The organism is Mycetocola manganoxydans (assembly GCF_003667545.1).
Classification (GTDB): Bacteria; Actinomycetota; Actinomycetes; order Actinomycetales; family Microbacteriaceae; genus Mycetocola_A; species Mycetocola_A manganoxydans.
On the sequence record NZ_RCUV01000026.1, the window covers coordinates 1 to 23088 of the forward strand.

28 protein-coding genes are annotated in these 23088 nt (G+C 66.4%); 13 read left to right on the forward strand and 15 right to left on the reverse strand.

The features are described from left to right. Nucleotides 1-705: 705 nt before the first annotated feature. Nucleotides 706-1410, forward strand: a complete 705-nt coding sequence (locus D9V29_RS14555; RefSeq protein ID WP_121674057.1) for a winged helix-turn-helix domain-containing protein — start codon at nucleotides 706-708, stop codon at nucleotides 1408-1410. Nucleotides 1411-1420: 10 nt separating this feature from the next. Here the strand turns inward: D9V29_RS14555 and D9V29_RS14560 are convergent, their stop codons facing one another. After that, nucleotides 1421-3970: an excinuclease ABC subunit UvrA gene (locus D9V29_RS14560; RefSeq protein WP_121674058.1), complete on the reverse strand. Its 2550-nt coding sequence runs from the start codon at nucleotides 3968-3970 to the stop codon at nucleotides 1421-1423. 174 nt (nucleotides 3971-4144) lie between these two features. Between D9V29_RS14560 and D9V29_RS14565 the strand changes: the two genes are divergently transcribed. The 5 genes from D9V29_RS14565 to D9V29_RS14585 all read left to right on the forward strand — a co-directional run bounded on the left by D9V29_RS14565 (nucleotide 4145) and on the right by D9V29_RS14585 (nucleotide 8099). After that, on the forward strand, nucleotides 4145-4990 hold the full coding sequence (locus D9V29_RS14565) for an SMP-30/gluconolactonase/LRE family protein (protein WP_121674059.1): 846 nt from the start codon (nucleotides 4145-4147) through the stop codon (nucleotides 4988-4990). A 213-nt stretch (nucleotides 4991-5203) separates the two neighbouring features. Beyond that, entirely contained in the window at nucleotides 5204-5479 is a 276-nt protein-coding gene (locus tag D9V29_RS14570; protein ID WP_121674060.1) for a hypothetical protein, read from the forward strand. A gap of 23 nt (nucleotides 5480-5502) precedes the next feature. After that, entirely contained in the window at nucleotides 5503-5955 is a 453-nt protein-coding gene (locus tag D9V29_RS14575; RefSeq protein WP_121674061.1) for a MarR family winged helix-turn-helix transcriptional regulator, read from the forward strand. Nucleotides 5956-6075: 120 nt separating this feature from the next. Further along, the gene (locus D9V29_RS14580; protein ID WP_121674062.1) at nucleotides 6076-7590 is read left to right on the forward strand and encodes an AlkA N-terminal domain-containing protein; all 1515 of its coding nucleotides are present in this window, start codon (nucleotides 6076-6078) and stop codon (nucleotides 7588-7590) included. Then, the gene (locus tag D9V29_RS14585) at nucleotides 7587-8099 is read left to right on the forward strand and encodes a methylated-DNA--[protein]-cysteine S-methyltransferase (RefSeq protein WP_121674063.1); all 513 of its coding nucleotides are present in this window, start codon (nucleotides 7587-7589) and stop codon (nucleotides 8097-8099) included. Before D9V29_RS14580 ends, D9V29_RS14585 begins: the two co-directional genes overlap by 4 nt. Nucleotides 8100-8266: 167 nt before the next feature. On the opposite strand, the gene D9V29_RS14590 is transcribed toward D9V29_RS14585, so the two are convergent. Next, nucleotides 8267-9361 (reverse strand): YihY/virulence factor BrkB family protein, encoded by a 1095-nt coding sequence (locus D9V29_RS14590; protein ID WP_121674064.1) that lies wholly within the window; start codon nucleotides 9359-9361, stop codon nucleotides 8267-8269. Further along, on the reverse strand, nucleotides 9348-9608 hold the full coding sequence (locus tag D9V29_RS14595) for a hypothetical protein (RefSeq protein WP_147436309.1): 261 nt from the start codon (nucleotides 9606-9608) through the stop codon (nucleotides 9348-9350). Before D9V29_RS14595 ends, D9V29_RS14590 begins: the two co-directional genes overlap by 14 nt. Before the next feature lie 116 nt (nucleotides 9609-9724). Here D9V29_RS14595 and D9V29_RS14600 point away from each other — a divergent pair, with 116 nt between their 5' ends. Continuing rightward, complete coding sequence (locus D9V29_RS14600; protein WP_121674066.1) at nucleotides 9725-10489, forward strand: glycosyltransferase family 2 protein; 765 nt, start codon at nucleotides 9725-9727, stop codon at nucleotides 10487-10489. Here the strand turns inward: D9V29_RS14600 and D9V29_RS14605 are convergent. Further along, on the reverse strand, nucleotides 10471-11088 hold the full coding sequence (locus D9V29_RS14605; protein ID WP_121674067.1) for a flavodoxin family protein: 618 nt from the start codon (nucleotides 11086-11088) through the stop codon (nucleotides 10471-10473). The genes D9V29_RS14600 and D9V29_RS14605 overlap by 19 nt on opposite strands. A 108-nt stretch (nucleotides 11089-11196) precedes the next feature. Here D9V29_RS14605 and D9V29_RS14610 point away from each other — a divergent pair, with 108 nt between their 5' ends. Both D9V29_RS14610 and D9V29_RS14615 read left to right on the forward strand, forming a co-directional pair. Further along, nucleotides 11197-11394, forward strand: coding sequence for a hypothetical protein (locus D9V29_RS14610; protein ID WP_121674068.1), 198 nt, complete (start codon nucleotides 11197-11199; stop codon nucleotides 11392-11394). 119 nt (nucleotides 11395-11513) lie between these two features. Further along, entirely contained in the window at nucleotides 11514-11690 is a 177-nt protein-coding gene (locus D9V29_RS14615) for a CsbD family protein (protein ID WP_121674069.1), read from the forward strand. A 7-nt stretch (nucleotides 11691-11697) separates the two neighbouring features. Here D9V29_RS14615 and D9V29_RS14620 read toward each other — a convergent pair whose 3' ends face one another. Then, nucleotides 11698-12633, reverse strand: coding sequence for a DUF1206 domain-containing protein (locus D9V29_RS14620; RefSeq protein ID WP_121674070.1), 936 nt, complete (start codon nucleotides 12631-12633; stop codon nucleotides 11698-11700). A 63-nt stretch (nucleotides 12634-12696) separates the two neighbouring features. After that, nucleotides 12697-12963 (reverse strand): hypothetical protein, encoded by a 267-nt coding sequence (locus tag D9V29_RS14625; protein WP_121674071.1) that lies wholly within the window; start codon nucleotides 12961-12963, stop codon nucleotides 12697-12699. Nucleotides 12964-13103: 140 nt separating this feature from the next. On the opposite strand from D9V29_RS14625, the gene D9V29_RS14630 reads away from it, so the two are divergent. Next, nucleotides 13104-13763: a histidine phosphatase family protein gene (locus D9V29_RS14630; protein WP_121674072.1), complete on the forward strand. Its 660-nt coding sequence runs from the start codon at nucleotides 13104-13106 to the stop codon at nucleotides 13761-13763. 3 nt (nucleotides 13764-13766) lie between these two features. Here D9V29_RS14630 and D9V29_RS15185 read toward each other — a convergent pair whose 3' ends face one another. Genes D9V29_RS15185 through D9V29_RS14650 form a run of 5 tightly spaced genes read right to left on the reverse strand, consistent with a single transcriptional unit; the run spans nucleotide 13767 to nucleotide 16798 of the window. Further along, nucleotides 13767-14285, reverse strand: coding sequence for an NAD-dependent epimerase/dehydratase family protein (locus D9V29_RS15185; RefSeq protein WP_229790566.1), 519 nt, complete (start codon nucleotides 14283-14285; stop codon nucleotides 13767-13769). 21 nt (nucleotides 14286-14306) lie between these two features. After that, nucleotides 14307-14744, reverse strand: a complete 438-nt coding sequence (locus D9V29_RS15190; protein WP_229790567.1) for an NAD-dependent epimerase/dehydratase family protein — start codon at nucleotides 14742-14744, stop codon at nucleotides 14307-14309. Between the two features lie 28 nt (nucleotides 14745-14772). Further along, nucleotides 14773-15453 carry a hypothetical protein gene (locus tag D9V29_RS14640; protein WP_121674073.1) on the reverse strand — a complete coding sequence of 227 codons (681 nt, stop codon included), beginning with the start codon at nucleotides 15451-15453 and terminating at the stop codon, nucleotides 14773-14775. A 45-nt stretch (nucleotides 15454-15498) separates the two neighbouring features. Next, complete coding sequence (locus tag D9V29_RS14645) at nucleotides 15499-16263, reverse strand: anti-sigma factor (protein WP_121674074.1); 765 nt, start codon at nucleotides 16261-16263, stop codon at nucleotides 15499-15501. Further along, nucleotides 16247-16798 carry a sigma-70 family RNA polymerase sigma factor gene (locus D9V29_RS14650; RefSeq protein ID WP_229790568.1) on the reverse strand — a complete coding sequence of 184 codons (552 nt, stop codon included), beginning with the start codon at nucleotides 16796-16798 and terminating at the stop codon, nucleotides 16247-16249. The genes D9V29_RS14645 and D9V29_RS14650 overlap by 17 nt, the downstream gene beginning before the upstream one ends. 530 nt (nucleotides 16799-17328) lie before the next feature. On the opposite strand from D9V29_RS14650, the gene D9V29_RS14655 reads away from it, so the two are divergent. Next, complete coding sequence (locus tag D9V29_RS14655) at nucleotides 17329-17883, forward strand: fasciclin domain-containing protein (RefSeq protein ID WP_121674075.1); 555 nt, start codon at nucleotides 17329-17331, stop codon at nucleotides 17881-17883. A 63-nt stretch (nucleotides 17884-17946) separates the two neighbouring features. Here the strand turns inward: D9V29_RS14655 and D9V29_RS14660 are convergent, their stop codons facing one another. After that, nucleotides 17947-19134, reverse strand: a complete 1188-nt coding sequence (locus D9V29_RS14660) for a TerC family protein (protein WP_121674076.1) — start codon at nucleotides 19132-19134, stop codon at nucleotides 17947-17949. Nucleotides 19135-19313: 179 nt separating this feature from the next. On the opposite strand from D9V29_RS14660, the gene D9V29_RS14665 reads away from it, so the two are divergent. Continuing rightward, nucleotides 19314-20093: an MBL fold metallo-hydrolase gene (locus D9V29_RS14665; protein WP_121674077.1), complete on the forward strand. Its 780-nt coding sequence runs from the start codon at nucleotides 19314-19316 to the stop codon at nucleotides 20091-20093. A gap of 24 nt (nucleotides 20094-20117) precedes the next feature. Here D9V29_RS14665 and D9V29_RS14670 read toward each other — a convergent pair whose 3' ends face one another. The 3 genes from D9V29_RS14670 to D9V29_RS14680 form a co-directional block, all read right to left on the reverse strand. Next, nucleotides 20118-20804 (reverse strand): hypothetical protein, encoded by a 687-nt coding sequence (locus D9V29_RS14670; RefSeq protein ID WP_147436310.1) that lies wholly within the window; start codon nucleotides 20802-20804, stop codon nucleotides 20118-20120. A 77-nt stretch (nucleotides 20805-20881) separates the two neighbouring features. After that, a complete protein-coding gene (locus tag D9V29_RS14675; RefSeq protein WP_121674079.1) occupies nucleotides 20882-21373 on the reverse strand; it encodes a MarR family winged helix-turn-helix transcriptional regulator in 492 nt (163 codons plus the stop codon). Nucleotides 21374-21403: 30 nt separating this feature from the next. Further along, nucleotides 21404-21955 (reverse strand): TetR/AcrR family transcriptional regulator, encoded by a 552-nt coding sequence (locus tag D9V29_RS14680; RefSeq protein WP_121674080.1) that lies wholly within the window; start codon nucleotides 21953-21955, stop codon nucleotides 21404-21406. Nucleotides 21956-22107: 152 nt separating this feature from the next. Between D9V29_RS14680 and D9V29_RS14685 the strand changes: the two genes are divergently transcribed. Beyond that, on the forward strand, nucleotides 22108-22935 hold the full coding sequence (locus tag D9V29_RS14685) for a siderophore-interacting protein (protein WP_121674081.1): 828 nt from the start codon (nucleotides 22108-22110) through the stop codon (nucleotides 22933-22935). Nucleotides 22936-23088: the final 153 nt, after the last annotated feature.

Genomic DNA, 23088 nt, shown 5'->3' on the forward strand with positions numbered 1-23088 from the left:
CCCGTCCACGCGGGCGGCCCGCCCGTCCACGCGGGCGGCCCGCCCGTCCACGCGGGCGGCGCGATCGCGCACCGGCGCCCATGGGCGCCCGACCACACCCTCGGCACGCAATCGTGTCGCCCGCTTCGTTGGCGCGCACCGCGGCATCCGCTCTTCGCGCCTTGCTCGGTCGCTTTCGGTCGCATGTTGTCGCCACGAGCGACCAAGAGTGACCGAGCAACGACACCCTTCAGCCAAGACTGACCGAGCAAAACCGTAACGCAGGTCCTTTCGAAGACCGGGGCACCGCTCCTCCTGCGGAGAAGGATCCTCGCCCTGAGTGTCGGTTCAACGCAGATCCTTCGATATACCGAGATATTTCGTCATGCGGTGCAAAGATTTGACACACTGCGACGCCGTGGGGTTAACTCATCGACATGACTGATAACGCGCGTCCCCTGAGCTCCTTCGAGCCTCGTGGAACTGCCGGCATGATGATGGCCGGCAGCGCAGTCATGTGTTGTCGAATGTGTCGCTAACCGCGTAACCCGTCGCCCCGCGCCCGCCGACCCATCTCGTCGCCGCTCGCGTCCCGGATGCCACACACCGCATCTGTACTCAGGCCACGCACAGGCCACATTCCGAACCGCCGCCCACATACCGGCATCCGTCGTACCTTCATGGCCGCGGTTCGACACACGCATCATCGTCAAAGGAACTTTCGACATGTCACTCGCACACGCAACTTTCGCACCGTCCACCTCCCCCGCTCCCACGGCATCGCCCACCCAGGGGTCCGGCCCTCGCCTCCGGGCCGTTCCTGCAGGAACTGAAGCCCGCGGCTTCGTGCTCTACGTCGGCATCGATGACGCCAAGGCGGCGGCGGCGGGCACCAACCTTGGTGCCATCGTCCAGGCACTCAAGGCCCTCGCGGCCGACCTCGCCCCCGAATCAGAGACCTACGCCGCCGTCGCCCTCGCCCCCGAGGGCGCAGGCGGACGCGACGTCGATGTCGTCCGGCTCGCCCTCCAGGATCCCTCCGCCCTCGCCAAGCACCGCCAGGCCGAGGAAGACGAAGAGCTCGATCGCGCACACGCCGGGGTCGTCATCGACATCTCACGCAAGCGCCTCGTGCTCGACAACGAACCGGTCGGCTTGACCTTCAAGGAATTCGAGCTGCTGCAGTATCTCGTGCTGCGTGAGGGCCGCACGATCGACCGCACCGAGCTCATCTCCTCGCTGTGGAAGGCGGGTGACGAAGACGAGGTGCCCAACGAGCGCACCATCGACGTCCACGTCCGTCGCCTGCGCGCCAAGCTCGGTCGCTACGAAGACATCGTTCGCACCGTTCGAGGCGTCGGCTACCGGTTCGACCGTCACGCAGACGTGTCGATCCGCCACTCCTCTACCCCGTCACCCGACCTCTTCTAGAAGCACGGGGTCAGTCCGCGAATTCGGCGAGACGGGCGGCGAGGTACGGTGCCGTCCGGCTTTCCGGATGCTCCGCCACCGTCGCGGGGATCCCCGCCGCCAGGATGCGTCCACCGGCGTCGCCGCCCGACGGACCCATATCGATGATCCAGTCGGCAGCAGCGGCCACATCCATGTCGTGCTCGACGAGGACGACGGTGTTACCGGAGTCGACGAGCCGGTTCAGCTGGGTCATCAACAGCCGGACGTCGGCTGGATGCAGCCCCGTCGTCGGCTCGTCGAGCAGATACAGCGTGTGACCGCGGCGGGCCCGCTGCAACTCGGTGGCGAGCTTGATCCGCTGCGCCTCTCCGCCGGACAGTTCGGTCGCGGGCTGCCCGAGACGCAGGTACCCCAGCCCGACGTCGCCCAGGGTCGCCAGGCTGCGAGCGGCGGCAGGCACGTCAGCGAGGAACGCCGTCGCGACCTCGACCGTCATCGCGAGCACATCGGCGATGGTCTTGCCCCGGTAGAGGATCTCGAGCGTCTCGGCGTTGTATCGCGCGCCGTCGCAGGTCGGGCAGGCAGCGTAACTGCCGGGAAGAAAGAGCAGCTCGACCGTCACGAAGCCCTCGCCCAGGCACGTGTCGCAGCGACCGCCGGCCACGTTGAACGAGAACCGACCGGCGTCGTAGCCGCGCGAGACGGCATCCGGTGTCGCTGCGAACGTCGATCGGACGGCGTCGAACAGACCCGTGTATGTGGCGAGGTTGGAGCGCGGGGTGCGACCGATCGGCCGCTGGTCGACCCGCACGAGGCGATCGACTTTCTCGAGGCCGGTCACGTTGGAGACGATGGTCGCTTCGGTCTCCGTCGGCTCGACTCCGTCCGTGTCGAGCTCGGGCTCGACCGGTGCCTGTGAACCACGGTCGCGCAGCCCCTCCCGCACCGCATCGGCGAGGACGCGACTGACGAGCGTGGACTTGCCCGATCCGGAGACTCCGGTCACGACGGTCAGCACGCCGAGCGGAATCTCGACATCGAGGTCGCGAAGATTATGCCGGGTGACGCCGGTGAGCTCGAGGCAGCCGGCAACGGGTCGCGGAACCGGGCGCTGCGGGCGGATGTCGGGATCCCGCTCGAGGAACGGGCGGGTGATGGATGCCTCCACCTCGGCGAGTCCGCCAACGGGGCCACTGTAGAGAACGTCGCCACCGCCTGACCCCGCACGCGGGCCGACGTCGACGAGCCAGTCAGCGCTTCGGACGACGTCCATGTTGTGTTCGACGACGAAGACGGTGTTGCCGGAGGCCTTCAGCTGCTCGAGGACGACGAGGAGCGGTTCGGCGTCGGCGGGGTGAAGCCCGGCCGACGGTTCGTCGAGCACGTAGACGACGCCGAACAGCCCCGAACGCAACTGGGTCGCGATGCGGAGCCGCTGCATCTCGCCCGGCGAGAGCGTCGGTGTTTTCCTGGCCAGGCTCAGGTAGCCGAGTCCGAGTCCGCTGAGCACGTCGATCCGCGCGAGGAGGTCTGCTGCGATGGTCACGGCGACCTCGGTCACCTCGCCCGATGATGCGGACGAGATGGCCGCGGTTGCTGTCGCCAGCTCGGCGGTGGGCCGGAGGATTTCTGTGAGGTCGGCCAGTGGCATCCCGTTGAGGTCGGCGATCGTGTGCCCGGCGAACGTGACGGCGAGCGCCGCCTGGGTGTGTCCGCTGCCGCCGCAGAGGTCGCAGGGCCCGGTGTCGACGAATCGGAGTGCGCGGTTGCGCGCCATCTCGCTTTTCGAATCGGCGAGGGTGTGGAGGATGTAGCTCTTGGCGCTCCAGAACCGGCCCTTGTACGGCTTGGCGACGCGGTCTCTCTGTGGCGTGACTTCGACGACGGGCTGTTCGTCGGTGGAGATGAGCCAGTCGCGGGAGGCTTTCGGGAGGTCTCGCCAGGGCGTGTCGATGTCGTGGCCGAGTTCGGAGACGACGTCGCGGAGGTTCTTGCCCTGCCACGCGCCCGGCCACGCCGTGATCGCGCCGTCCCGGATGCTCAGCGACGGGTCGTGCACGGCAGACGACTCGGTCACCGTGTGCGCGATGCCGAGTCCGTGGCAGCGGGGGCAGGCGCCGATGGCGGTGTTCGACGAGAAGGAGTCTGACTCGAGTCTCGCGGCACCGGCCGGGTAGGTTCCCGCGCGGGAGAACAGCATCCGCATCGAATTCGACAGGGTCGTGAGAGTGCCGACGGTGGAACGGGAGCTCGGTGCGCCACGGCGCTGCTGCAGGGCGACGGCCGGCGGCAAACCCGTGATGGAGTCGACGTGCGGCGTGTTGCCCTGGGCGATCAGGCGACGGGCGTACGGGGCGACGGATTCGAGGAACCGGCGTTGTGCCTCCGCGAAAATGGTGCCGAACGCGAGCGATGACTTGCCGGAGCCGGAGACGCCGGTGAACGCGACGATGCTGCCGCGGGGAACGTCGACGTCCACGTCCCTGAGGTTGTTCTCACGAGCGCCGCGGACACGGACGAATCCGTCGTCGGGTGGCTTCGGGAGGGTGAGGGCGGGGTCCTGCAACGAAATCGACATCGTCCCACACTAGGTGCGGCGTCGTCGACCGCCCGGGGCATTGACAAGGGCACACACGCCGCGAGTTGCCTGCTTTCGCGGGTTCTCGCGCGCTGACACCCGCGAGACCGGGCAACTCGCACACCTGTCGCTGTAGCATCGACGCGCCGGCCAGAAACGACGGAAGGATCACCCATGCGAGCGGAACAACTCACCGATCCGGTGGCGTATCACGCCGAAGGTCCCGTCTGGTCTGCCGCGTGGGGCGGCCTCCGGTGGGTCGACATGCTCGCCGGGGACATCCTCTCGCTGACGGATGCCGGTGCCGTCGCCCGGCGCAACGTCGGCACGATCGCCGCCGCGTTGCGACCGCGTCGCGGAGGTGGAGCCGTGATCGCTGTGGAGCGCGGGTTCGTCCTCGAGAACCGCGACGGTTCGATCACTCCCCTGCAGGAGATCTGGACCGATTCGAGCATCCGGATGAATGAGGGCGGATGCGACCCGGACGGCCGCTTCTACTGCGGATCGATGGCATACGACCAGCGCGAGGGCGCAGCAACCGTGTACCGGCTCGACGCCGACCGTACTGTGCGTCCGGTGATCGACGCCGTCACCGTGTCGAACGGTATCGACTGGAGCCCGGATGGATCGCTCGCCTATTACAACGACACGGCGACCCACAGCATCCAGCTCTTCGATTACGACCGGGAGGCCGGACTCACCGGCAGACGCACCTTCGTCGCGCTGGGCGACGATGACAGCCCTGACGGCCTGACCGTCGACGCCGACGGCGGCGTGTGGGTGGCGATGAATGGTGCGGGAGAGGTGCGCCGCTACCGCGCAGACGGTCGGCTCGATGACGTGATCGAGGTTGGCGCCCGCCAGGTGACGGCGTGCACGCTCGGCGGGACGAACCTCGATGAACTCTTCATCACCACGTCGAGGGAGAACCTGGACCCCGGCGACGACCCCCTCGCCGGGTCGCTCTTTTCGGTGAAAGTGGGCGTCCGCGGGATGCCGGTGCGCGAGTTCGCGGGCTGAGCCAAACAATTTTGGAAAATAACGTTTCGATAACTAGACGCCGTTACCTTTCCGTTATATATTCAGAGAGCGTTAGTTGTTTTGCTGTGGCAGCTACCGCGGAATGTGATTGCAGGACACTCTTGGTGCAAGGGGAAGGCCGGTCGTAAGCCTCTACGACCGGCCTTCAATCCGTTAACCGGCGCCTCCCCATCTGGCCGATAGCCTGAAAGCATGAGCAACAATCCGGATGCCGCGGCTGGCGGGCACGGTCCGGCCACAAGAACCAGGCTGGTCGCCCTCGTGTGCTTCGCCGGAGGCCTGCTCGTCGTTCTCGGCGGGATGTTCCTCGCTCTGCGCTGGCTCCTCGCCAGCGACGTCGTTGCCCTTCTCGTCGGGCTCCTGCTCATCCTGCTCGGCGTCGCCGCGACCGTGACCGGCGTCGTGCTCTTCTTCCGCGGCATCGCGTCGACGACACGCGCCTCCGGAAAGACACGCGGCACCCTCTAGGCTTGATCGTCAGGAGGACCCGAATGACCGATCGCGAGCTGGCGGTAACCGCCTGGGAGTCGCTGTTCCGAGCGCAGGTCGGTGTCATCCGTGTGCTGGCGTCCGAGTTCCCGACCCGCACGATGTCGCTCAACGAGTACGACGTGCTGTTCAACCTGTCGCTGCAGCCCAACAACCGGGCGCGACTGCGAGATATCAACCAGCTCGTGCTGCTCAGCCAGCCCAGCGTCAGCCGCCTCATCGACCGCCTCGTGGCGCGCGGTCTCGTGTCGAAACATCCGGATCCCACCGACAAACGCGGCACCATCGTCGCCATCACGGATGCCGGCTTCGCCCAGTACCGCGACGCCGCCCGCATGCACATGGAGACGATCACCGACCTCATGGGGTCGGCGCTCACGGACGAAGAACTCCGACAGCTCACTAAGCTGACGGCGAAGATCCGGCGCTCGAGCCCGGCCCCTGACGCCGACTAGAACAAACCGGCGCGCGCGCATGGGCGCCCGTGCGTCGTGCCCCTGCCCGCCGCTTCGATGCCCTACGGCCATGTCCGATTTCCGCTAGCCGGGTGGCATCCGCTGTGTCAGGCTGACGGTATGGACTTCACCGAGCGGTATCGCGTCATCCAGGCGAAGGACTCCCGATTCGACGGGCAGTTCATCACCGCGGTGCGCTCGACGGGCATCTATTGCCGGCCCTCCTGTCCGGCACGGACGCCGAAGCCGGAGAACGTCACGTTCTACTCGACGAGCGCCGCCGCGCACGAGGCCGGCTACCGCGCCTGCAAACGCTGCCTGCCCGAAGCGGTGCCGGGGACACCGGCGTGGAACCTCCGCAACGACCTCGCTTCCCGTGCCATGCGGCTCATCGGTGACGGCGTGATCGAGCGCGAGGGCGTGCCGGGGCTGGCCGGACGGCTCGGCTACTCCTCTCGTCACCTCACCCGGGTGCTGCACGAAGAGCTCGGCGCCGGCCCGCTCGCTCTGTCCCGTGCGTACCGCGCTCAGACAGCCCGCACCCTCCTCACATCCACCGACCTGCCGATTGCCGATGTCGCGTTCGCCGCAGGATTTGCCAGCATCCGCCAGTTCAACGACACCGTGTCCGGCGTGTTCGAGCTCACACCGGGACAGATCAGGGCGAAAGGCACACATTCCACGACCGCGCCAGGATCTCTCTCGCTGTCACTGCCGTATCGGGAGCCGTTCGATGCTGCCGGCGTCTTCGCGTGGTTGCGCCCCCGCGCCGTCGCCGGCATCGAGGTCGCGCGAGCCGACTCCTATGCCCGCACGCTTCAGCTTCCCGGCGGCCCTGCCCGGTTCGAGGTCCGCCTCGACGGTCGGGCACTCCGCCTGGATGCCCAGCTCACCCAACTCGGAGATCTGCCCGTGCTCGCGTCGCGTGTGCGGCGATTGTTCGACCTCGACGACGATCCGGTCGCTGTCGATACGGCGCTGCGGGAGCATCCCGAACTGGCGTCGCACGTGGACGCGATCCCCGGCATCCGTCTGCCCGGCGCCGTCGATGCCGAGGAGATGCTGTTCCGGGCGATCGTCGGGCAGCAGATCACCGTGGCCGCCGCGCGGACCCAGCTGAACCGGCTCGCCGCCGCGTGCAGCACCGAACTCGAGCCGGCGAGCGCTGCGCCCGAGCTCACCCGGCTGTTTCCTACCGCGGCCCAGATCGCGGAGCACGGCCGCGACGCGCTCGTCGGCCCGCGGGCAAAGATCGAAACCGTCATGCGGATCGCCGAGGCCCTTGCTTCGGGAGACCTTCGCCTCGACCTCGGCGATGACCCGGCCGACCAGCATCAGCGACTCACGGCGTTCACCGGCATCGGGGACTGGACCGCGGGCTACGTCGGGATGCGTGTGCTCGGGAACCCGGACGTGTTCCTCTCCGGCGACGTCGCGGTGCGTTCCGGTGCTCGCGCGCTCGGGCTGCCCGGCACCGCAAACCCGCTCACCGACTGGGCAGCCCGCGTCTCGCCGTGGCGCTCGTACCTGTGCCTTCACTTGTGGCGGGCCGCCGGCCTCCCGGCGGCGCCAGCCGTACCCTCACCCCCGACAGGCGATCCCGGCGCCCCTATTCCCGAGGAGACCCTCGCATGACCACTCTCGACCCAGCGCTCTCACACACACTGTCGACACCCGATGGCGCGTTCAGCATCATCGCGCGCGCCGACGGGGCGGTTCTCGCATCCGGCTGGACGGCATCCGTCGACGCTTTGCTCGCCCGGATCGCTCCCGCGCTGCGGCCGACGGCGGTGCACGAGGGTCACATGTCGGCAGCGGATGCCGTCACCGCCTACTACGACGGAGACGTCACCGCGATCGACGGGGTCGCGGTCGCGCAGAGCGGCGGGGAGTTCCGGATGCGCGGCTGGGCGGAGCTGCGGCGCATCGCGCCGGGTCACCCTCGCAGTTACACCGAGTTCGCGGCGGCGATCGGCCGTCCGACGGCCGTTCGGGCCGCGGCGAGTGTCTGTGCGACGAACGCGCCTGCCCTGTTCGTACCGTGCCACCGGGTGCTGCGCACCGACGGCAGCGTCGGCGGTTTCGCGTGGGGTGTCGACGTGAAGCTCTCGCTGCTTGCCCGGGAGGCCGCCGCTCTCCGTTGAACGGATGCCGCGCCGCGGCATCCGTCGTCTCGTCACGTTGCTCGGTCGGTTATGGCTGGAGCACCCGCTTGCTCGGTCGGTTGTGGCTGGGATCCACGCCGGATTCTCGCCACAACCGACCGAGCAGGACGCGAATAGCCGAAAGCGACCGAGCAGCGTACGCGGCCTCAGCCTTCCTGGCGCAACTGCTTCGCTTCGAGGACGGCTTTCGCTTCGGCCTCGATCGCGGCGTCGATCATGACCGTCGAGCGCAGCGGCAGCTGCACGGCGTATTCAGCCTTGATGCCGGCACGCAGCTCGCGCACCCGCTCGATCTCGGAGTCGACCTCGCCGCCGTAGAGGAGCGCCATGTTGCTGAGGTACAACCACAACAGGAACACGATGACGCCACCGAGCGTGCCGTACGTCGCGTCGTAACTGCCGAAGTTCGACACGTAGAAGAAGAAGCCGAACGTCGCAGCAGCCCAGACCAGGAGTGCTGTCGCCGAGCCGACCGTGAGCCAGCGGAACTTGTGCTGCTTCACATTGGGCGTGAAGTAGTAGAGCATCGCGATGATGAGCATCGCGAGGAGCGCGAGCACGGGCCACTTGGCGATGTTCCAGACGAGGAGCGTCGTCTCACCGAGCCCGATCAGGGAGCCGACAGCTTCGGCGATGTCCCCGCTGAGCACGAGGATGAGCGCCATCAGGGTCAGTGTCACCAGGGCGACGACGGTGATGAGCAGGATCACCGGCTGGAACTTGAGGAAGGGACGGCCTTCGAGAACCCCGTAGATGCGGTTCATGCCCCGGGAGAACGCGCGGACGAAGCCGGCGGCGGACCAGATCGCACCGACCAGGCCGACGACGAAACCGAGACCGGCGGCCGGGGTGGCGGTGAGGTCCTCGATCGGGCCCTTGAGCGTTTCGACCGTGTCCTCCGGGGCGACCGATGAGAAGAGGGCGAGCAGCTGGCCCGTGACATTCGAGTCCTGGTTGACGAGGGACAGCAGCGAGACGATCGCCAGCAACGCGGGGAACAGGGCCAGAACGGCGAAGTAGGTCAGGCCGGCCGCGATGTCCGCGACCTGGTCCTTTGTGAACTCACGCAGGGCACGCCGGTACACCGGCAGCAGATCCTTGAAGCGAAGTTTCGGCGGCGTCCTCACCTCGGCGTCGGACGGTGCGTCCTCGGCGAGCTCCCTGTCGGACGGCGCAGACGCGATGACGGTGTCGCGGTCGTCCGTCTCGTCGCGCTCGGCCTCACCGCTATGCCGCGCCATGAGCGTCTTCCCCGCTGTGGTCGCCCGTCGTGATGGCGATCACGGCGGCTACGACGATGCCGACGAATCCGACGACGACACCGATGACCATGCCGAGGGAGACCCGGCGCCGGATCTCACCAACCGTGGAGGCCAGATCCTCACGGATCTCTTCGAGATTCAGGTTGCGGACCTGCTCACCCATCGTCTCGTTCCGGTCATCACGGTTCGTGGGGAGCGTCATCGCGACGCCATTCTCATCAGCCATGCCCTTCACCATAATCGTCGCGCTCGACATCGAGGTAGGGCTTGCCCTCGCACCACACACCCTGTCAGCGCCGCAAGCCGTGTTTCAGGGGCGCGTGAACCTTCTATCCTGAACTCGTGGCCCGTATCTCCGTCATCATCCCCGTCTACAACGACGCTGATCTGCTCCGGGTGTGCCTCGACGCACTCGCTCGGCAAACCCGATCGGCAGACGAGATCGTCGTGGTCGACAACGCGAGCACGGATGCCACGGCGCACGTCGCGCGCTCGGCCGGCGCGCGCGTTGTGTACGAGCCCGTCCGTGGCATTCCCTCGGCGACGAGCGCCGGATTCGACGCGGCGAACGGCGACATCTTCGCCCGGCTCGACGCTGATTCGGTTCCCGCCGACGACTGGCTGGAACGGATCGAGGCTGCCTTCGCGGCCGGGCCCGAGGCATCCGCTGTCACCGGGACCGCTGACTTCTACGGCGGGAACGCCCTTTCGCGGTGGTTCGGCAGCTCGTGCTACCTGCCCGCGTACTTCAGTGCGATGGGAATGCTGCTCGGCCACCCGCCCCTGTTCGGCTCGAATTTCGCGATGCGCGCGGAGGCCTGGCCGATGGTGCGGAACTCCGCCCACCGCGACCGCGCGGATGTGCACGACGACCTCGACCTGAGCTTTCAGTTCCGGCCGGACATGACGGTGCTCTACGACCCGGCCCTTCGGGTGTCGATCTCGGCCAGGCCGTTCGCGAGCGTCGGGGCGTTCGCACGTCGGGTTCGGCTCGGCGTCGTCACCGTCGCCGTCAATGTGATGCGGGAGTCGCCGATCGAACGCCGACGGCAGAGGGCGGTCCCCCAGCTCTCGGCGGGCGACACTCCTCAGCCCGGCTTCGGGTAGTGCGCTGAGCGCAGCAACCCGGCGAGGTGGACGGCGTTGGCCGCTGCGGCTGACAGGGCGGATGCTGTGACCTCCGGCGTGCTGTCGAGGTCTTTGTAGTCGGTCGTGTGCATGGCTTCACCGTTCCAGTACGAAACCCCCTGCGCTGGGATCGTGAAACCGTAGTCGTTGAGCGCCTGGAAGAGATCGGCGCTGATCTTGTGTGCTCCGTCCTCGTTGCCGACGACCGCGACGAGTGCGACCTTGTCGTACAGGATGGGCCGGCCGGCGGCATCCGTCTCGGAGAGCTCAGCGTCGAGTCGTTCGACGACGCGGGACGCGACACTCGACATGTGCCCCGCCCACGTGGGAGTGCTGATGAGGAGGATGTCGGCGGCAAGCACCCGCTCGCGGATGGACGGCCATTCATCACCGTTACCCATGTCGGTCTGCACGCCAGGCTTCACGTCGTGATCGACGACCCGGATCTTGCTCGTGGAGACCCCATGGCTCCCGAGCGCGTCGAGGAACTGGTCGGCGAGCAGGTCGCTGCTCGACGAGTCAGGGGACGGAGTGAGAGTACAGACGAGGGCGAGTGCGGTCAGCGATGTGGAATCCATCGGGCCAGTGAAGCGAAGACCACGAACCCCGGTCAAGGCCTTGCGCGCCGAGCTTGACCGGTCGCGCGATGCAGCGGCAGACTGGGCCACCGACCAAAGGAGACAGACATGGGCGATAACCCCAACCGCGCGAACGACACGGACGACGACGCTCTGCTCGGCCCCGGCAGCTCGGCGACAGGCGGCGGGACCTCTGCGGATGCAGCCGGCAGCGACGAGGATGAACCACGGATGCCTCCGCTCGATCCGAGCGGGACCACCCCGACCCAGCTCGCTGACGAACGAACCCAGCATGAGGATCTCTGAGGCTCCCGCGCCGTCAACCCCTTGTCAAGGGCCTTGAGCGGCGAAGCTCGACCCGCCTAGTCTGAAACTGTTCGGCCGCGGATTTCCGCGGGTCGCCAACACAGAAAGCGAGGGACCTTATGGGACTCGGAGACAAGATCGGCAACGCCGCAGAAGACGCCAAGGGCAAGGCCAAGGAGAGCTTCGGTGACGCCACCGACAACGAAAAACTTCAGGCTGAAGGCCAGGGCGACCAGACGAAAGCCAACCTCAAGCAGGCTGGCGAGAACGTGAAGGACGCTTTCACGGACAAGTGACGTCGCTTCACCTGTGGCCCGGCTCCGCTGCCTTTGCGGAGACCGGGCCACTTCTCTGCCCGCTCTCCTTTTGAACGTTCTCCTTCTGCTCGCGCCGTTCCTTCCATGTCGTCACGACCATCGGGCCTTTTCGAAGAAAACGGGCCCTGGCGAAAAGGTAGAGGCCATAGACGACGAACCCGCTCGCCATCATGATGAGCAGCGCCGAGCCGAATGGGAGCGAACCCACCAGCCGGAGCGCCCCGTCGAGACCGGTCGCCTGATCCGAGTCGGTGAATGCAGCTGACGACAGGAACAAGAGCCCGGTGATGGCCAGGGCGATTCCCTTCGCGACGTGCCCGACGATCCCGAGAGCGCCGACGACGGACGAGCGGATGCCGTCCATCGGCTCCATCTCCTCGCGGAAGTTTCTGGACACCCCACGGAACACGAGGGTTCCTCCGACGATCCCGACGCCGAGTCCGACCGCGGCGAGCGCAAAGACGCCTCCGGGAGTCCCGAGCAACGTCGCACTGAGTCTTTGCCAGGTCTCCGAGGCATCCGACCGATTCCCGAGCGCGTAGAAGCCGACGACCACAGCGATGGCAGCGAAGCCGAATGCTTTTGCGACGTTGGTCATTCTCCGCATGACGATGAGCCGTGGAGTGGTCGATTCGACCTGGGCGGCTTCGGTCCACTGGAGCAGCGCGAGCCCGAACAGGGCGATCGTCGCGGCCCACAGGAGGAAGACCCCGCCCGGAATGTCCGAAACGGTCGTGAGTGCGCCGGACTGGTCCGCGTTCCCGGCGCTCCCCCACGCGACGCTGATGCCGATCACACCGATGAGGATGTGGATCACACCGTTCGCGACAAGACCAGCGCGGGCGAATCCGCGAACCCTCGGATCACGGTTCGCTTTACGCGCGGCGGCCTTCACCTCGTCGCGCTTCGATTCGTCGGTCACTGCTACATCCTAGGAACGAATGGCCGCACCCACGCGTCACAGGCACCGCCGGCCGCGTTTCCGCTACTGGTAGGTGCGAGCGATCACCCATTCATTGTCGACCCGGACCGCATCGACGACCACGGACTCGCCGTTCTCGTCGGTCGCCTGGAATCGCCATCCGATGCGGGCGAGCGGTGAATGCGTCATCAACGGATGCGAGTACTCGGGTTCACCGAAGAGTGCCGTCGGGGTGTCCGTCACTCTCCACCGTCGGTCGCGCCAATACATCCTCTGCGGCAGGGTGCCGTCGGTCCAGATCGTCGCCGATCGATCCGTCACTGTGTTCATGATGCCTTCTTCGTAGATATGTTCGAATGTTAACGAAGCATAGACGGAAGCCCGCGACACGCCAAGAACAATCTCGACCGTCGTCTCGTCGACGTCGCCTCCCCGGGATTCGTCAGGGATCCTGCGTAGGCTGGAGCCCTATGCGACTTCTTCTCATCCGTCACGGTCAGACTCCGGCCAATGTGCTCGGCCAGCTCGACACGGCCCACCCCGGCCCAGGGCTCACCGACCTCGGTCACCGCCAAGCGGCTGCCGTGCCCGACGCGCTCGGCCATGAGAGGATCGACGGCCTCTTCGTCTCAACGCTCGTGCGCACGCAGCTGACGGCCGAACCCCTCGCCGCTGCCAGGGGTCTGGAGCCGCTCATCACCGACGGACTCCACGAGATCGAGGCGAGCGACCTCGAGGGCAGATCAACCTACGCCGACCACATGCGTTATATGGACGTGGTTCTCTCCTGGGCTGCGGGCGACCTGGAACGGCCCATGCCTGGCGGACCGAACGGTCACGACTTCTTCGGTCGCTTCGACAGCGCCATCAACGACATCGGCAATGAACACGACGGCACGGTCGCTGTCGTCAGCCACGGAGCGGCGATCCGGGTGTGGGCGGCCGGACGCTCGACGAACATCGACGCCGAGTACGCAGCCACCCACGACCTCGCCAACACGGGTGTCGTCGTGGTGACCGGCAGCATGGCCGAAGGCTGGGTCGTCGAGGAATGGGACCGCGCACCCATCGGCGGCGCCGAGCTCGACGACCTTTCCGCCGACGACCCGACCGGTGAAGCCGTCGTCTGAGGTTCAGGCCTCGAAGGCCCTTCCCCCGGTGTCCACGCGCCCCTCGGCGATCAACCACCTCAGTCCGTCGGCGATAGCGGCAGCCGACGTGAATCGCGGGGAGTAACCGAGGTCGGACGCGGCAGCGGCGATGCTCATCGATAGGCTGCGACTGACGTGGTCGCGAGTGGCATCCGCGTGCTCGGAGGACAGACCGGCGAGCATGTCCTCGAGCGGCAGATAACGGAGACGCGCCTCCTGCCCGAACCATCCGGCGGCCGTTTCGGCGATCCCGCGCAGGGTCATCGCGCGCTCAGACACCACGTGGTAGCTGTTCCCCGCCGCAACACCCGGCCGCTCGATCGCGCGCTGGAAGCACTGCGCAACATCGTCGGCGTGCACGTGGTGCACCGTCTCGAGGCCGAGGTTCGGCAGCACCAGTTCGCCTCCGGATGCGAGAGTCTCCCACACGCCGAGATCGAAGTTCCCAGCGGCGTTCACCATCGGCCAGCCCGGTCCGGTGATGTGGCCTGGGTGGAGCACGGTCGACGGCAGGCCTCCTCCTCAAGATTCAGCGAGCAGGAGTTTTTCGATCGCGGCTTTGCCCACGCCGTACTCGCCGAAGGGGCGGCGAGCATCCGTCTCCGTCGTCGGAACAGCGACGGCGGTACCGTGCACCCAGATCGTTCCGCAACTGACGAGCAGATCCACCCGGCCGCGGAGTGCTTCGACCAGCTGCGCAGCCGAGTCCTCGGTGAAACACATCATGTCGACCACGATGTCGGCGCCGAGGCCGGCGATGGCCGGCGCGAACGATCCGTCCGCGTCGCCGGCGTCGCGGTCGAGCGCGACCCGCTCGACGTGTTGCCACGCGGCATCCGTTCGATACGGATCCCGGATGCCGCGACTCACGGCGACGACGTTATGCCCCGCTTCGACGAGGCGCGGAATCAGGTAACTGCCGACGTGGCCGGTGGCTCCGATGACGACGATTCGAGACATGGGTCCTCCCGGGAACGATGGATGCTCGTCAGGTAACTGTAGGGAACTCCGGCTCGAGAGACGCAAGGGTTGCGGCGAACTGCCGGTGACCGTTCCAGAGATTGAACGCGAAAAATGCCAGTCCGACAGCGAGACCGAGGACGACGGCGAGTGTGATCGACGCGCTGAAGACGTTCGTGATCGCCGCGACCAGCAGGCCGAGAAGCGCCGCATTGATGGTGATGATGAAGATCATGGTGCTCCCCAGCACCTGGCTCGCACCCCGTTTCGGTGTGAAGAAATAGTAGGTCTGCTGTGACCCGGGGAAGTCATCGTGGGGTGAAGCCAGCAGGTAGCGCCGCAGGCCCGGGTCCAGCTGGGCATAGGCGCCGCGAAGCCGGTTCATCGCGATGACGTACATGAAGTCTTCGTGCGCGATGTTGAGCACCCGCACCTGGGTGAGCAGACCGACGATGCTGATGAACGCCAGGACCCCGATGGCGAACGCGATGAACGCATCCGAGAAGTCCGTTGCCTGGCCGACGAGGGCGAGGCTGACGAGCCCGGCGGAGACGAGGGTGAGGAAGATGCTGATCCGGGTGAGGACTTCGCTCTGGGTCGTGCTCCGGGAGGCGAGCAGACTCCAGTGCTCCGTCGCGAGCAATTGTGCCCGCACGGCCGGTGGAGGCTCAGGCGTGTCGGCAGGCTCGCCCGCACTGTGGCTGCCCATACGACATATTCTGCGCCGATTCCGCTCGAACGCAACCGGTCAGGATCAGCTCTCGCTCAGGCTTCCGCGGACGATCGAGTCACCGGAGTGGGTCGGGTCCCCGTCGTCAGGCTCCTGCGAAACGTCGACGACGGAATAGCGCGTCAGGTCGATGTCGGCCGGGAGCGAGAACGATCCGCTGGAACCGCTGAGCAGGCCGAGGCTGATCAGCCCGGACGTCTCCGGGTCGACCAGCCATACCTCGCGCAGCCCTTCTCTCGGGGCTTCGAGGTCGACGACGATGCGTTGATCCCCCGAAGGCTCTTCCTCGAGCCGCGCCGAGCCGGATGCAGACCAGCCGGGGAATGGTTCGAGTACTGCCTCGGCCACGAGTCGAGGATCTTCGGTCCGCGAGAGCAGCGACGTCCCGATCGCTCCCGCGACGAGGCCAACCACAAGCGCCACCGCCGCGATCAATGCGGTCGCTGCCTTTCGGTGTGGCTTCCGGCGGCGCGGCGCCAGATGGAGAGACTCGGATGCCGGGCGTCGCGTCGTATCGGAATCCGTGCGCGGTCGCGCTCGGTCGTTTCCCGGCACCTCACGCAACCCGTCCGGGAGTCCGAGTTCGGCATGGATGCCCTCCCACACCCCGGCGGGCGGCTCGAGCAGTTCGGCACCCTCGAGACTGTGACCGATGGTGATCACTCGGGAGTATTCGGCGAGCGCCGCCCCGCACTGCGTACAGCTCGCCACGTGCTCGATCCATTTGGCACCGTCGGGCACGTCGCCGAGTGCGAACTGCGCCAACTCGTCGTCACTGAGATGTGTCATAGTCCGCCTCCAATCGAGTGCGCAGTCTGGTGAGGCTCCGGCGGATGTGGCTTTTCACCGTTCCCAGCGGAATGCCGGTGGTCTCAGCGATCTGTGAATGGGTGAGGTCTTCGAAGAACGCGAGGGTCATGACCCGTTGAGGTATCGGTTCCAGCCGGCCGAGCTCGTCCGCGATCAGAAGCCGGTCAGCGACATCCGCGACGTCAGGCCGCCCACCATCGGCGCGTTGCCCAGCCCAATTCTCCTCGATAAGCCTGGCTCGCGTGCGCGCGTCGAACGCGTCGGCTATGCGTCTGCGCGTTATCCCCACCAGCCAGGATCCGAGGACTCCCTTCGCCGGGTCGAAGGTGTCGCGGCCTCGCCACGCCGAAATGAACACCTGTTGAGTGACATCCTGCGCGTCGGCGTCTCCCCCCAGCGACCGCCGCGCAAGAGAATACACAAGGCCGGACCAGCGCGCGTATGCGTCGGCGAGCGCTCGCTCATCGCCGGCGCGGAAACGCACCGCGATGTCGGCATCGTCTGGCTCCGTCACGTCGATGGGCGACCTTTCGATCGGGCGCCGCGGGTGATGCTGTGGAGTCGATCCCAGTCGCGTCGATAGCGCGCGGGCCGCGGCGCGGTCAAGCATAGCCTCGGCCGACCATACGCGCCCCGCTTTCTGCCGCATCGCACGCTCGGCGTCCGAGTTCAGCGTTGGGTGTGGGAGCGGGATGCGCCGACTGGGCTCAGGACGGAGGCACCCAACCAGGACCCGGCAGGCGCATCCACGCTCTCACTGGCACTTCCCCCCGCAGATGCCAATCGGATGCACCTGTGACAGAAATTCCGTCGAATCGGTCGCGTTTCCCAGCAAACGTCCGGTTCCGGGAAATCCGCCGCTCGTGGGTATGGTGCACGTCGATACTTCGTCATAGACTCCGACGCGGGAGGCACCCATTCGGGGCATGAGAATGCCATGACAAAGGAGTGCCGAACAATGAAAAAGAAGAACAGTTTCCTCGCGATCACTGCCGCCGCGGCGGCCATGATCCTCCTCGGAGGATCACTGCCGCCGCGGCGGCCATGATCCTCCTCGGACCGATCGCCCCGGCGACCGCCCATGGAAAGACCCCTCCGGCCGGCTCGATCGTCGATGTCGCCGTTGCCGCCTCCGGCGGGGGCACGCCGGACAGCAACCCGCACGATTACGACCTGCTCGTGCAGGCCGTTGTCGCGACCGGGTTGGCGCCCGTGCTCAGCGACACATCGCGCCGCTTCACCGTGTTCGCTCCGAACGACCGGGCCTTCATGCGGCTCGTGACCGACCTCACGGGTGCGGCCCCGGCGAGCGAGGCAGCGGCTCTCGCGACGATCACGACGGCGCTCAGCCTGGACCAGATCAGTAACGTCCTGCTGTACCACGTGGTGCCGGACCGGTCACTCGGCGCTGTCCGCGTCCTGATCTCCAAGTCGCTGACGATGGCGAACGGTGGAGTGGTCAAGCCGCGCCTGACCACTCTCCGCGACGAGAACCCTGACCTTCGCGACCCCAGGCTCGTGATCAGGGGGCTCAACATCAAGGCGAGCAACGGAGTGATTCACACGATCGATCGTGTGCTGATTCCCGGCTCGCTGTAGGCGAAGAAAAGACGGATGCCGGTTCTCCTCGGGGAGAACCGGCATCCGTTCGTCGTTTTCGGGTCAGCGGGTGAGCGACTCGTCGTGTTCGCGGTGCGCCTGCTCGAGCAGCCTCATCAGTTTCTCCTCGTCGCGGGCGAGCTTGCGGTACTTCGGCGGAAGGGCGCGAATCGCACTCTCCTCCTCGAGGAGCCTCGAGAAGACCCGGTTCCGTTCGGCGGCATCCGCCGTGTACTCGAGGTTGATGTAGTCGGTCGCGTGGCGGCGGGCTCCCGAGATGGCGGACTGCGCCTTGCCCTTCGGGCTCACGAGGGACGCGATGACGGTGACGATGAGCACACCGAGGATGACGGTGAGTGATAGTCCGGTGGAGATTTCGACGACGGGAACGTGCTCGCCGCCATTGATGAACGGGACCGTGTTCTCGTGCAGCGCGTGGAGGACGAGCTTGACCCCGATGAAGGCGAGGATCGCCGCGAGACCGTAGGAAAGGTAGACGAGGCGGTCGAGCAGGCCATCGATGAGGAAGTAGAGCTGACGCAGACCGAGCAGCGAGAATGCTGTCGCGGTGAAGACGATGAAGACGTTCTGGGTGAGTCCGAAGATCGCAGGGATCGAGTCGAGCGCGAACAGGATGTCGGTTCCACCGATGGCGACCATGACGAGCAGCATCGGCGTGAGAACCTTGCGGCCATTCTCAACGGTGACGAGCTTGTCGCCGTCGTAGTGCGCCGATGTGGGCAGCACCTTGCGGGCGATCCGGATGATGAAGTTGTCGGCGGCATCCTCTTCGTCGCCCTTGGGCTTGAGCAGGTTTCCCGCGGTGAGGAGCAGGATGAGACCGAAGAAGTAGAAGATCCACGCAAACGAGTTGATGAGCGCGGCGCCGAGGAAAATGAAACCGGTTCGGGCGATCAGAGCGAACACGATGCCGAAGAGCAGGACCTTCTGCTGGTCCTCGCGGGGCACCTTGAACGACGCGATGATGATGAGGAAGACGAAGAGGTTGTCGACCGAGAGAGCCTTCTCGGTCACGTAACCGGCGAAGTACTCGCCTCCCGCGTCACCGCCACCGAAGATCAGGACGCCGAGGCCGAACAAGATGGCGATTCCCACGTAGAGCGACGACCAGATCGCGGCTTCCTTGAGTGTGGGAACGTGAGCCTTGCGCACGTGGAAGATGAAGTCGAAAGCCAGAAGCCCGAGGATGAAAACGATCGTCAATGCCCAGACGAGCGGCGATACTTCCATCGAGATTCCTCTTCTTTCCGGCTTCTCAGCCAGCTAATTGTGGGTACACGCCAGCGTACTTTATCGATCAAGCCGAATCCTGAGGATTACGCCCGGAACAGTCCGTCGCGGGCAAGCCCCTTGTCGGAGCGTTCAACTCCTGCCTACGGTGATCGTCCGACGATCGTGGAGGACCCGACATGACATCCAGAAGGCCGACGTCCGGGCGCGGTGCGACTCTGACGCGGGACGTTGCTCCCGGCATCCATCGCCTCGAGCATGCTTACGTGAATTGCTACCTGGTCGAGGAGGCGGGGGCTGTCACCGTCGTGGATGCGGCGTTCCCCTCGACATGGCGACACCTTCTCTCGGCCCTGTCCGAAATCGGGCGGTCGCTCGCGGATGTCTCCGCCCTGGTGCTCACTCACGCACACTTCGACCACGTGGGATTCGCTGCGCGGGCGGTGCAGGAACTCCAGGTGCCGGTGTGGGTCCACCCAGCTGACCGACGGCTCGCGGCGCATCCGTACCGATACCAGCGCGAGCGCACCCCGTTCCTGTACCCATTCATGTACCCGAAGTCGGTCGGTGTGATCTCGGCCATGGCGGCGGCGGGCGCCCTCACGGTGAAGGGTGTGAGCGATGTGCGGGAGTTGCCGTCGTCTGGAGTGCTCGACGTTCCGGGGCATCCGACGGTCGTGTTCTCACCCGGTCACACGAACGGGCACTGTGCGTTGCATTTCGCTGATCGGGACGCCCTGGTCACGGGTGACGCGCTCGTGACACTCGACCCGTACAAGGGTGCGCGCGGTGCCCAGATCATCGCCGGTGCCGCGACCGCGAACTCGTCACTGGCGCTGGATTCCCTGACGCCGCTCGCGGAGACGGGGGCGACGATCGTGCTGCCCGGCCACGGAGAACCCTGGCTGGACGGGATCCGTTCAGCCGTGCAGGCAGCGAAGGCCACCGGCGCCGCCTGACCTCTCCCGACAGTCAGCGATTGCTCACGGCCAGAGAGTGGAGTAAACCGGCTGGGTCGAGTCGGTCATCGAGCCGACGGTGCTCGCGCGCCAGGTCGTCACGACGAGGCCGTCGCGGAAGTACAGTTCCTCGGACACGACCCATCCTTCAGCGTCATCGGCGTTCGGGCCATTGGAGATGGCGCACACCGTGATGCTTTCGCGATCCTCGCAGCTGAAACCGTCCTCAAGCGCCGCGGCAACAAGGGCGTCCTTCTCAGCCGAGGTCGTGCTGTTCACCGCGGTCGACATGCCGCCCTCGGTAGGGACGCCCCACCGGCATTCGATCCCCGGCAGCGACTGGCGGGCGGCCTCGACGGCGTCGAAGCGAGAAATGCCGACATCATCGAGCGCCGGGTCATTGAGTTCCACGTCCGCCCACACCTTCAGGAATTCAGCACTGTAGATGGAGAGACAGTCCGAGGGGAGCGGAGCGCCCGGCTCCTCGGTCGGCGTCGGTGTTGGCACGGCTGTCGGGCTCGTGGTTGGAGTCGCGGATGCCGTCGGACTGGCCGATGGCGTCGGTTCGGATGCCACGGGAGGCGCCGGCTGGTTGGTGAGCGTGACCGCGAGACCGACGCCGAGCGCCAGGACGGCGATCACGGCGGCAACAATGAGAACCATCGTTCGTCTGGTCATTTTCTTCGCGGGCGTCGCAGTTTCGTCGGTCATCGGCATCCTTCGTTCACTCGAAGGCTATTGGGTCGAGCGCGTTCTTCGCGTCGCGGCAAGGGATGACACGCTGCTGCTCAACCGGCCTCGCTTCCGAGTTGCCTCAGGAGATCGGCCAATTGCGAGCGTTGTTGCGGCGTGAGCCGTTCGAGCTCTTCCGCCTCGGACGCGACGAGTGCGAGCATCGCCGCGTCAACACGCGTCATCCCCTCGTCTGTGAGTCGCGCGAGATTGCTCCGCCCGTCGGCGGGGTTCGCCTTGCGAACGATCAGGCCGCGGGCGGCGAGGTTCTCGAGGCGGTTCGACATGGCGGCGGTGCCGATCACGGTCGCACGGGAGAGTTCCATCGGGCTCATCTCGTGCGGCGGTACCGCGCGCCGAAGAGCCGCGAGCACGTCGAACTCCCAACTGCTCAACTCCGCGCTGCGGAACGCGTCTGCCCGAAGCTGATTGAGACGAAGGGCGACGCGACGGAGCCTCGACATGACGTCCAACGGCGTGAAATCGACGCCGGGGATCCGGTCGGCCCATGCGTCGACCAGGAGATCCACTTCGTCATCTCTGCTCATGAGTCCTCAGAGTACCGAGACGAGGCGCAGTTACCGACCTCTGGCGAGTGCGCCGGCGAGGATGGTTTCGAACGCCGGCCTCGGATCCGTGTCCGCACCCCGGGCGATCCGGTGAAGAATGAGCCCTTCGAAGCACGCCGAGATCGCTTCGGCGGCAGCGCGGGGATCCGCTGCTCCCATCCCCTCGAAGGCGGAGACGACGGCATCCTCCATTCGCTCGCGCCCCTGCGACAGGGCCTCGCGAAGCACCTCGTTGTGGCTCGCCTCCATGAACAGCACGAGCCGGGCGGTCGTCAACGCTCGATTCTCGCGCGTTGTGAAGTCGAGTATCGCGCACATCGCGTCGACGAACTCGGAGGGCGAACGGGGCGCGAATGCCGCACTGACGGCGGGGAGTTCGCGTTCGACGATCCAGTCCGTCACGCCAACGAGCAGGGCAGCCCTCGTGCGGAAGTAGTTGGAGGTCGACCCCTTCGCCACCCCCGCTCGCTCATCGATGCGAACGTGGGTCAGGGCTCGGAGACCTCCCGTGGCGAGAAGATCGATCGCGGCATCGAGGACACGAGCTTTAATGGGGGTCACACTTCACTATACGTATAGTGGATGGGTACTCATTGGATTTGACGCACGAGCGCTCGACGCGGCTTGCGGCACCCCGGCTCGGATACTGTCGAAGGACTGCCGCCTGATTTCCGGGGCGCGCGGGCCCTCCCCTGGCGTCGAAGGAATTCACCATGACCACCCATTTCACCGTGACCGCGACGTCCTGGGTCACCCCGACGCTCCGCCGGATACACCTGCACACCGACGACCTCTCCGCGTTCTCCTCGAGTGTCTTCACCGACCGTTATGTGAAGCTCGTGTTCCCGAAGCCCGGCGTCGAGTATCCCGATCAGATCGACGTGCGATCGTTGCGCGGCTGGATGCCTGCCGAGGACCTTCCGGATGTGAGGACGTACACCGCGCTTCACCCGAACGTCGAGACCGGCACGATGGACATCGACTTCGTCGTGCATGGCGACGAAGGCATCGCTGGGCCATGGGCCGCGCGAGCTGCGATCGGCGACCCGCTGATCGTTAACGGTCCCGGCGGTGCCTACTCGCCCAGCCCGGACGCAGACTGGCACCTCTTCGCCGGCGACGAGTCCGCCATTCCCGCCATCGGGGCTGCCCTCGCCGCGCTTCCGGCGAACGCCGTCGCCCGGGTCGTGCTGCTCGTCGACTCGCCCGCCCACCAACCCGCTTTGACGACACCTGGCGACACCGAAGTGACCTGGGTGTACCGGGAGGATCCGACGACGGGCACCGTCGAGGCGGCAGTGCGCGCTGTGGAGTGGCTCGATGGCCGGGTCCACGCGTTCATCCACGGTGAGGCACAGGAGACGATGCTCGGCATCCGGCCCTACCTCCGAACCGAACGCGGCCTCGGTCGCGACCAGCTCTCCATTTCGGGCTACTGGCGACGCGGCCGCACCGAAGAGGGGTTCCGCGAGTGGAAGACGCAACTCGCGAAGTCCGAGAGCGACGAGCCGCAAGCTGTGGGCCGACCCGACGCGCGATAGCCGCGGGCGGCATCCGTCGATCGGTCCCGAAAGGTCATTGCGGACATCGAGACGTCCGAAAAGGTCGTTCGCATCGAGGCGGGTTCAAGGAAGTGACGCAACACCCTGATCTCAGGGAGTTGCTATGGCTGGTCGTCCGGCGGTGCCGATCGA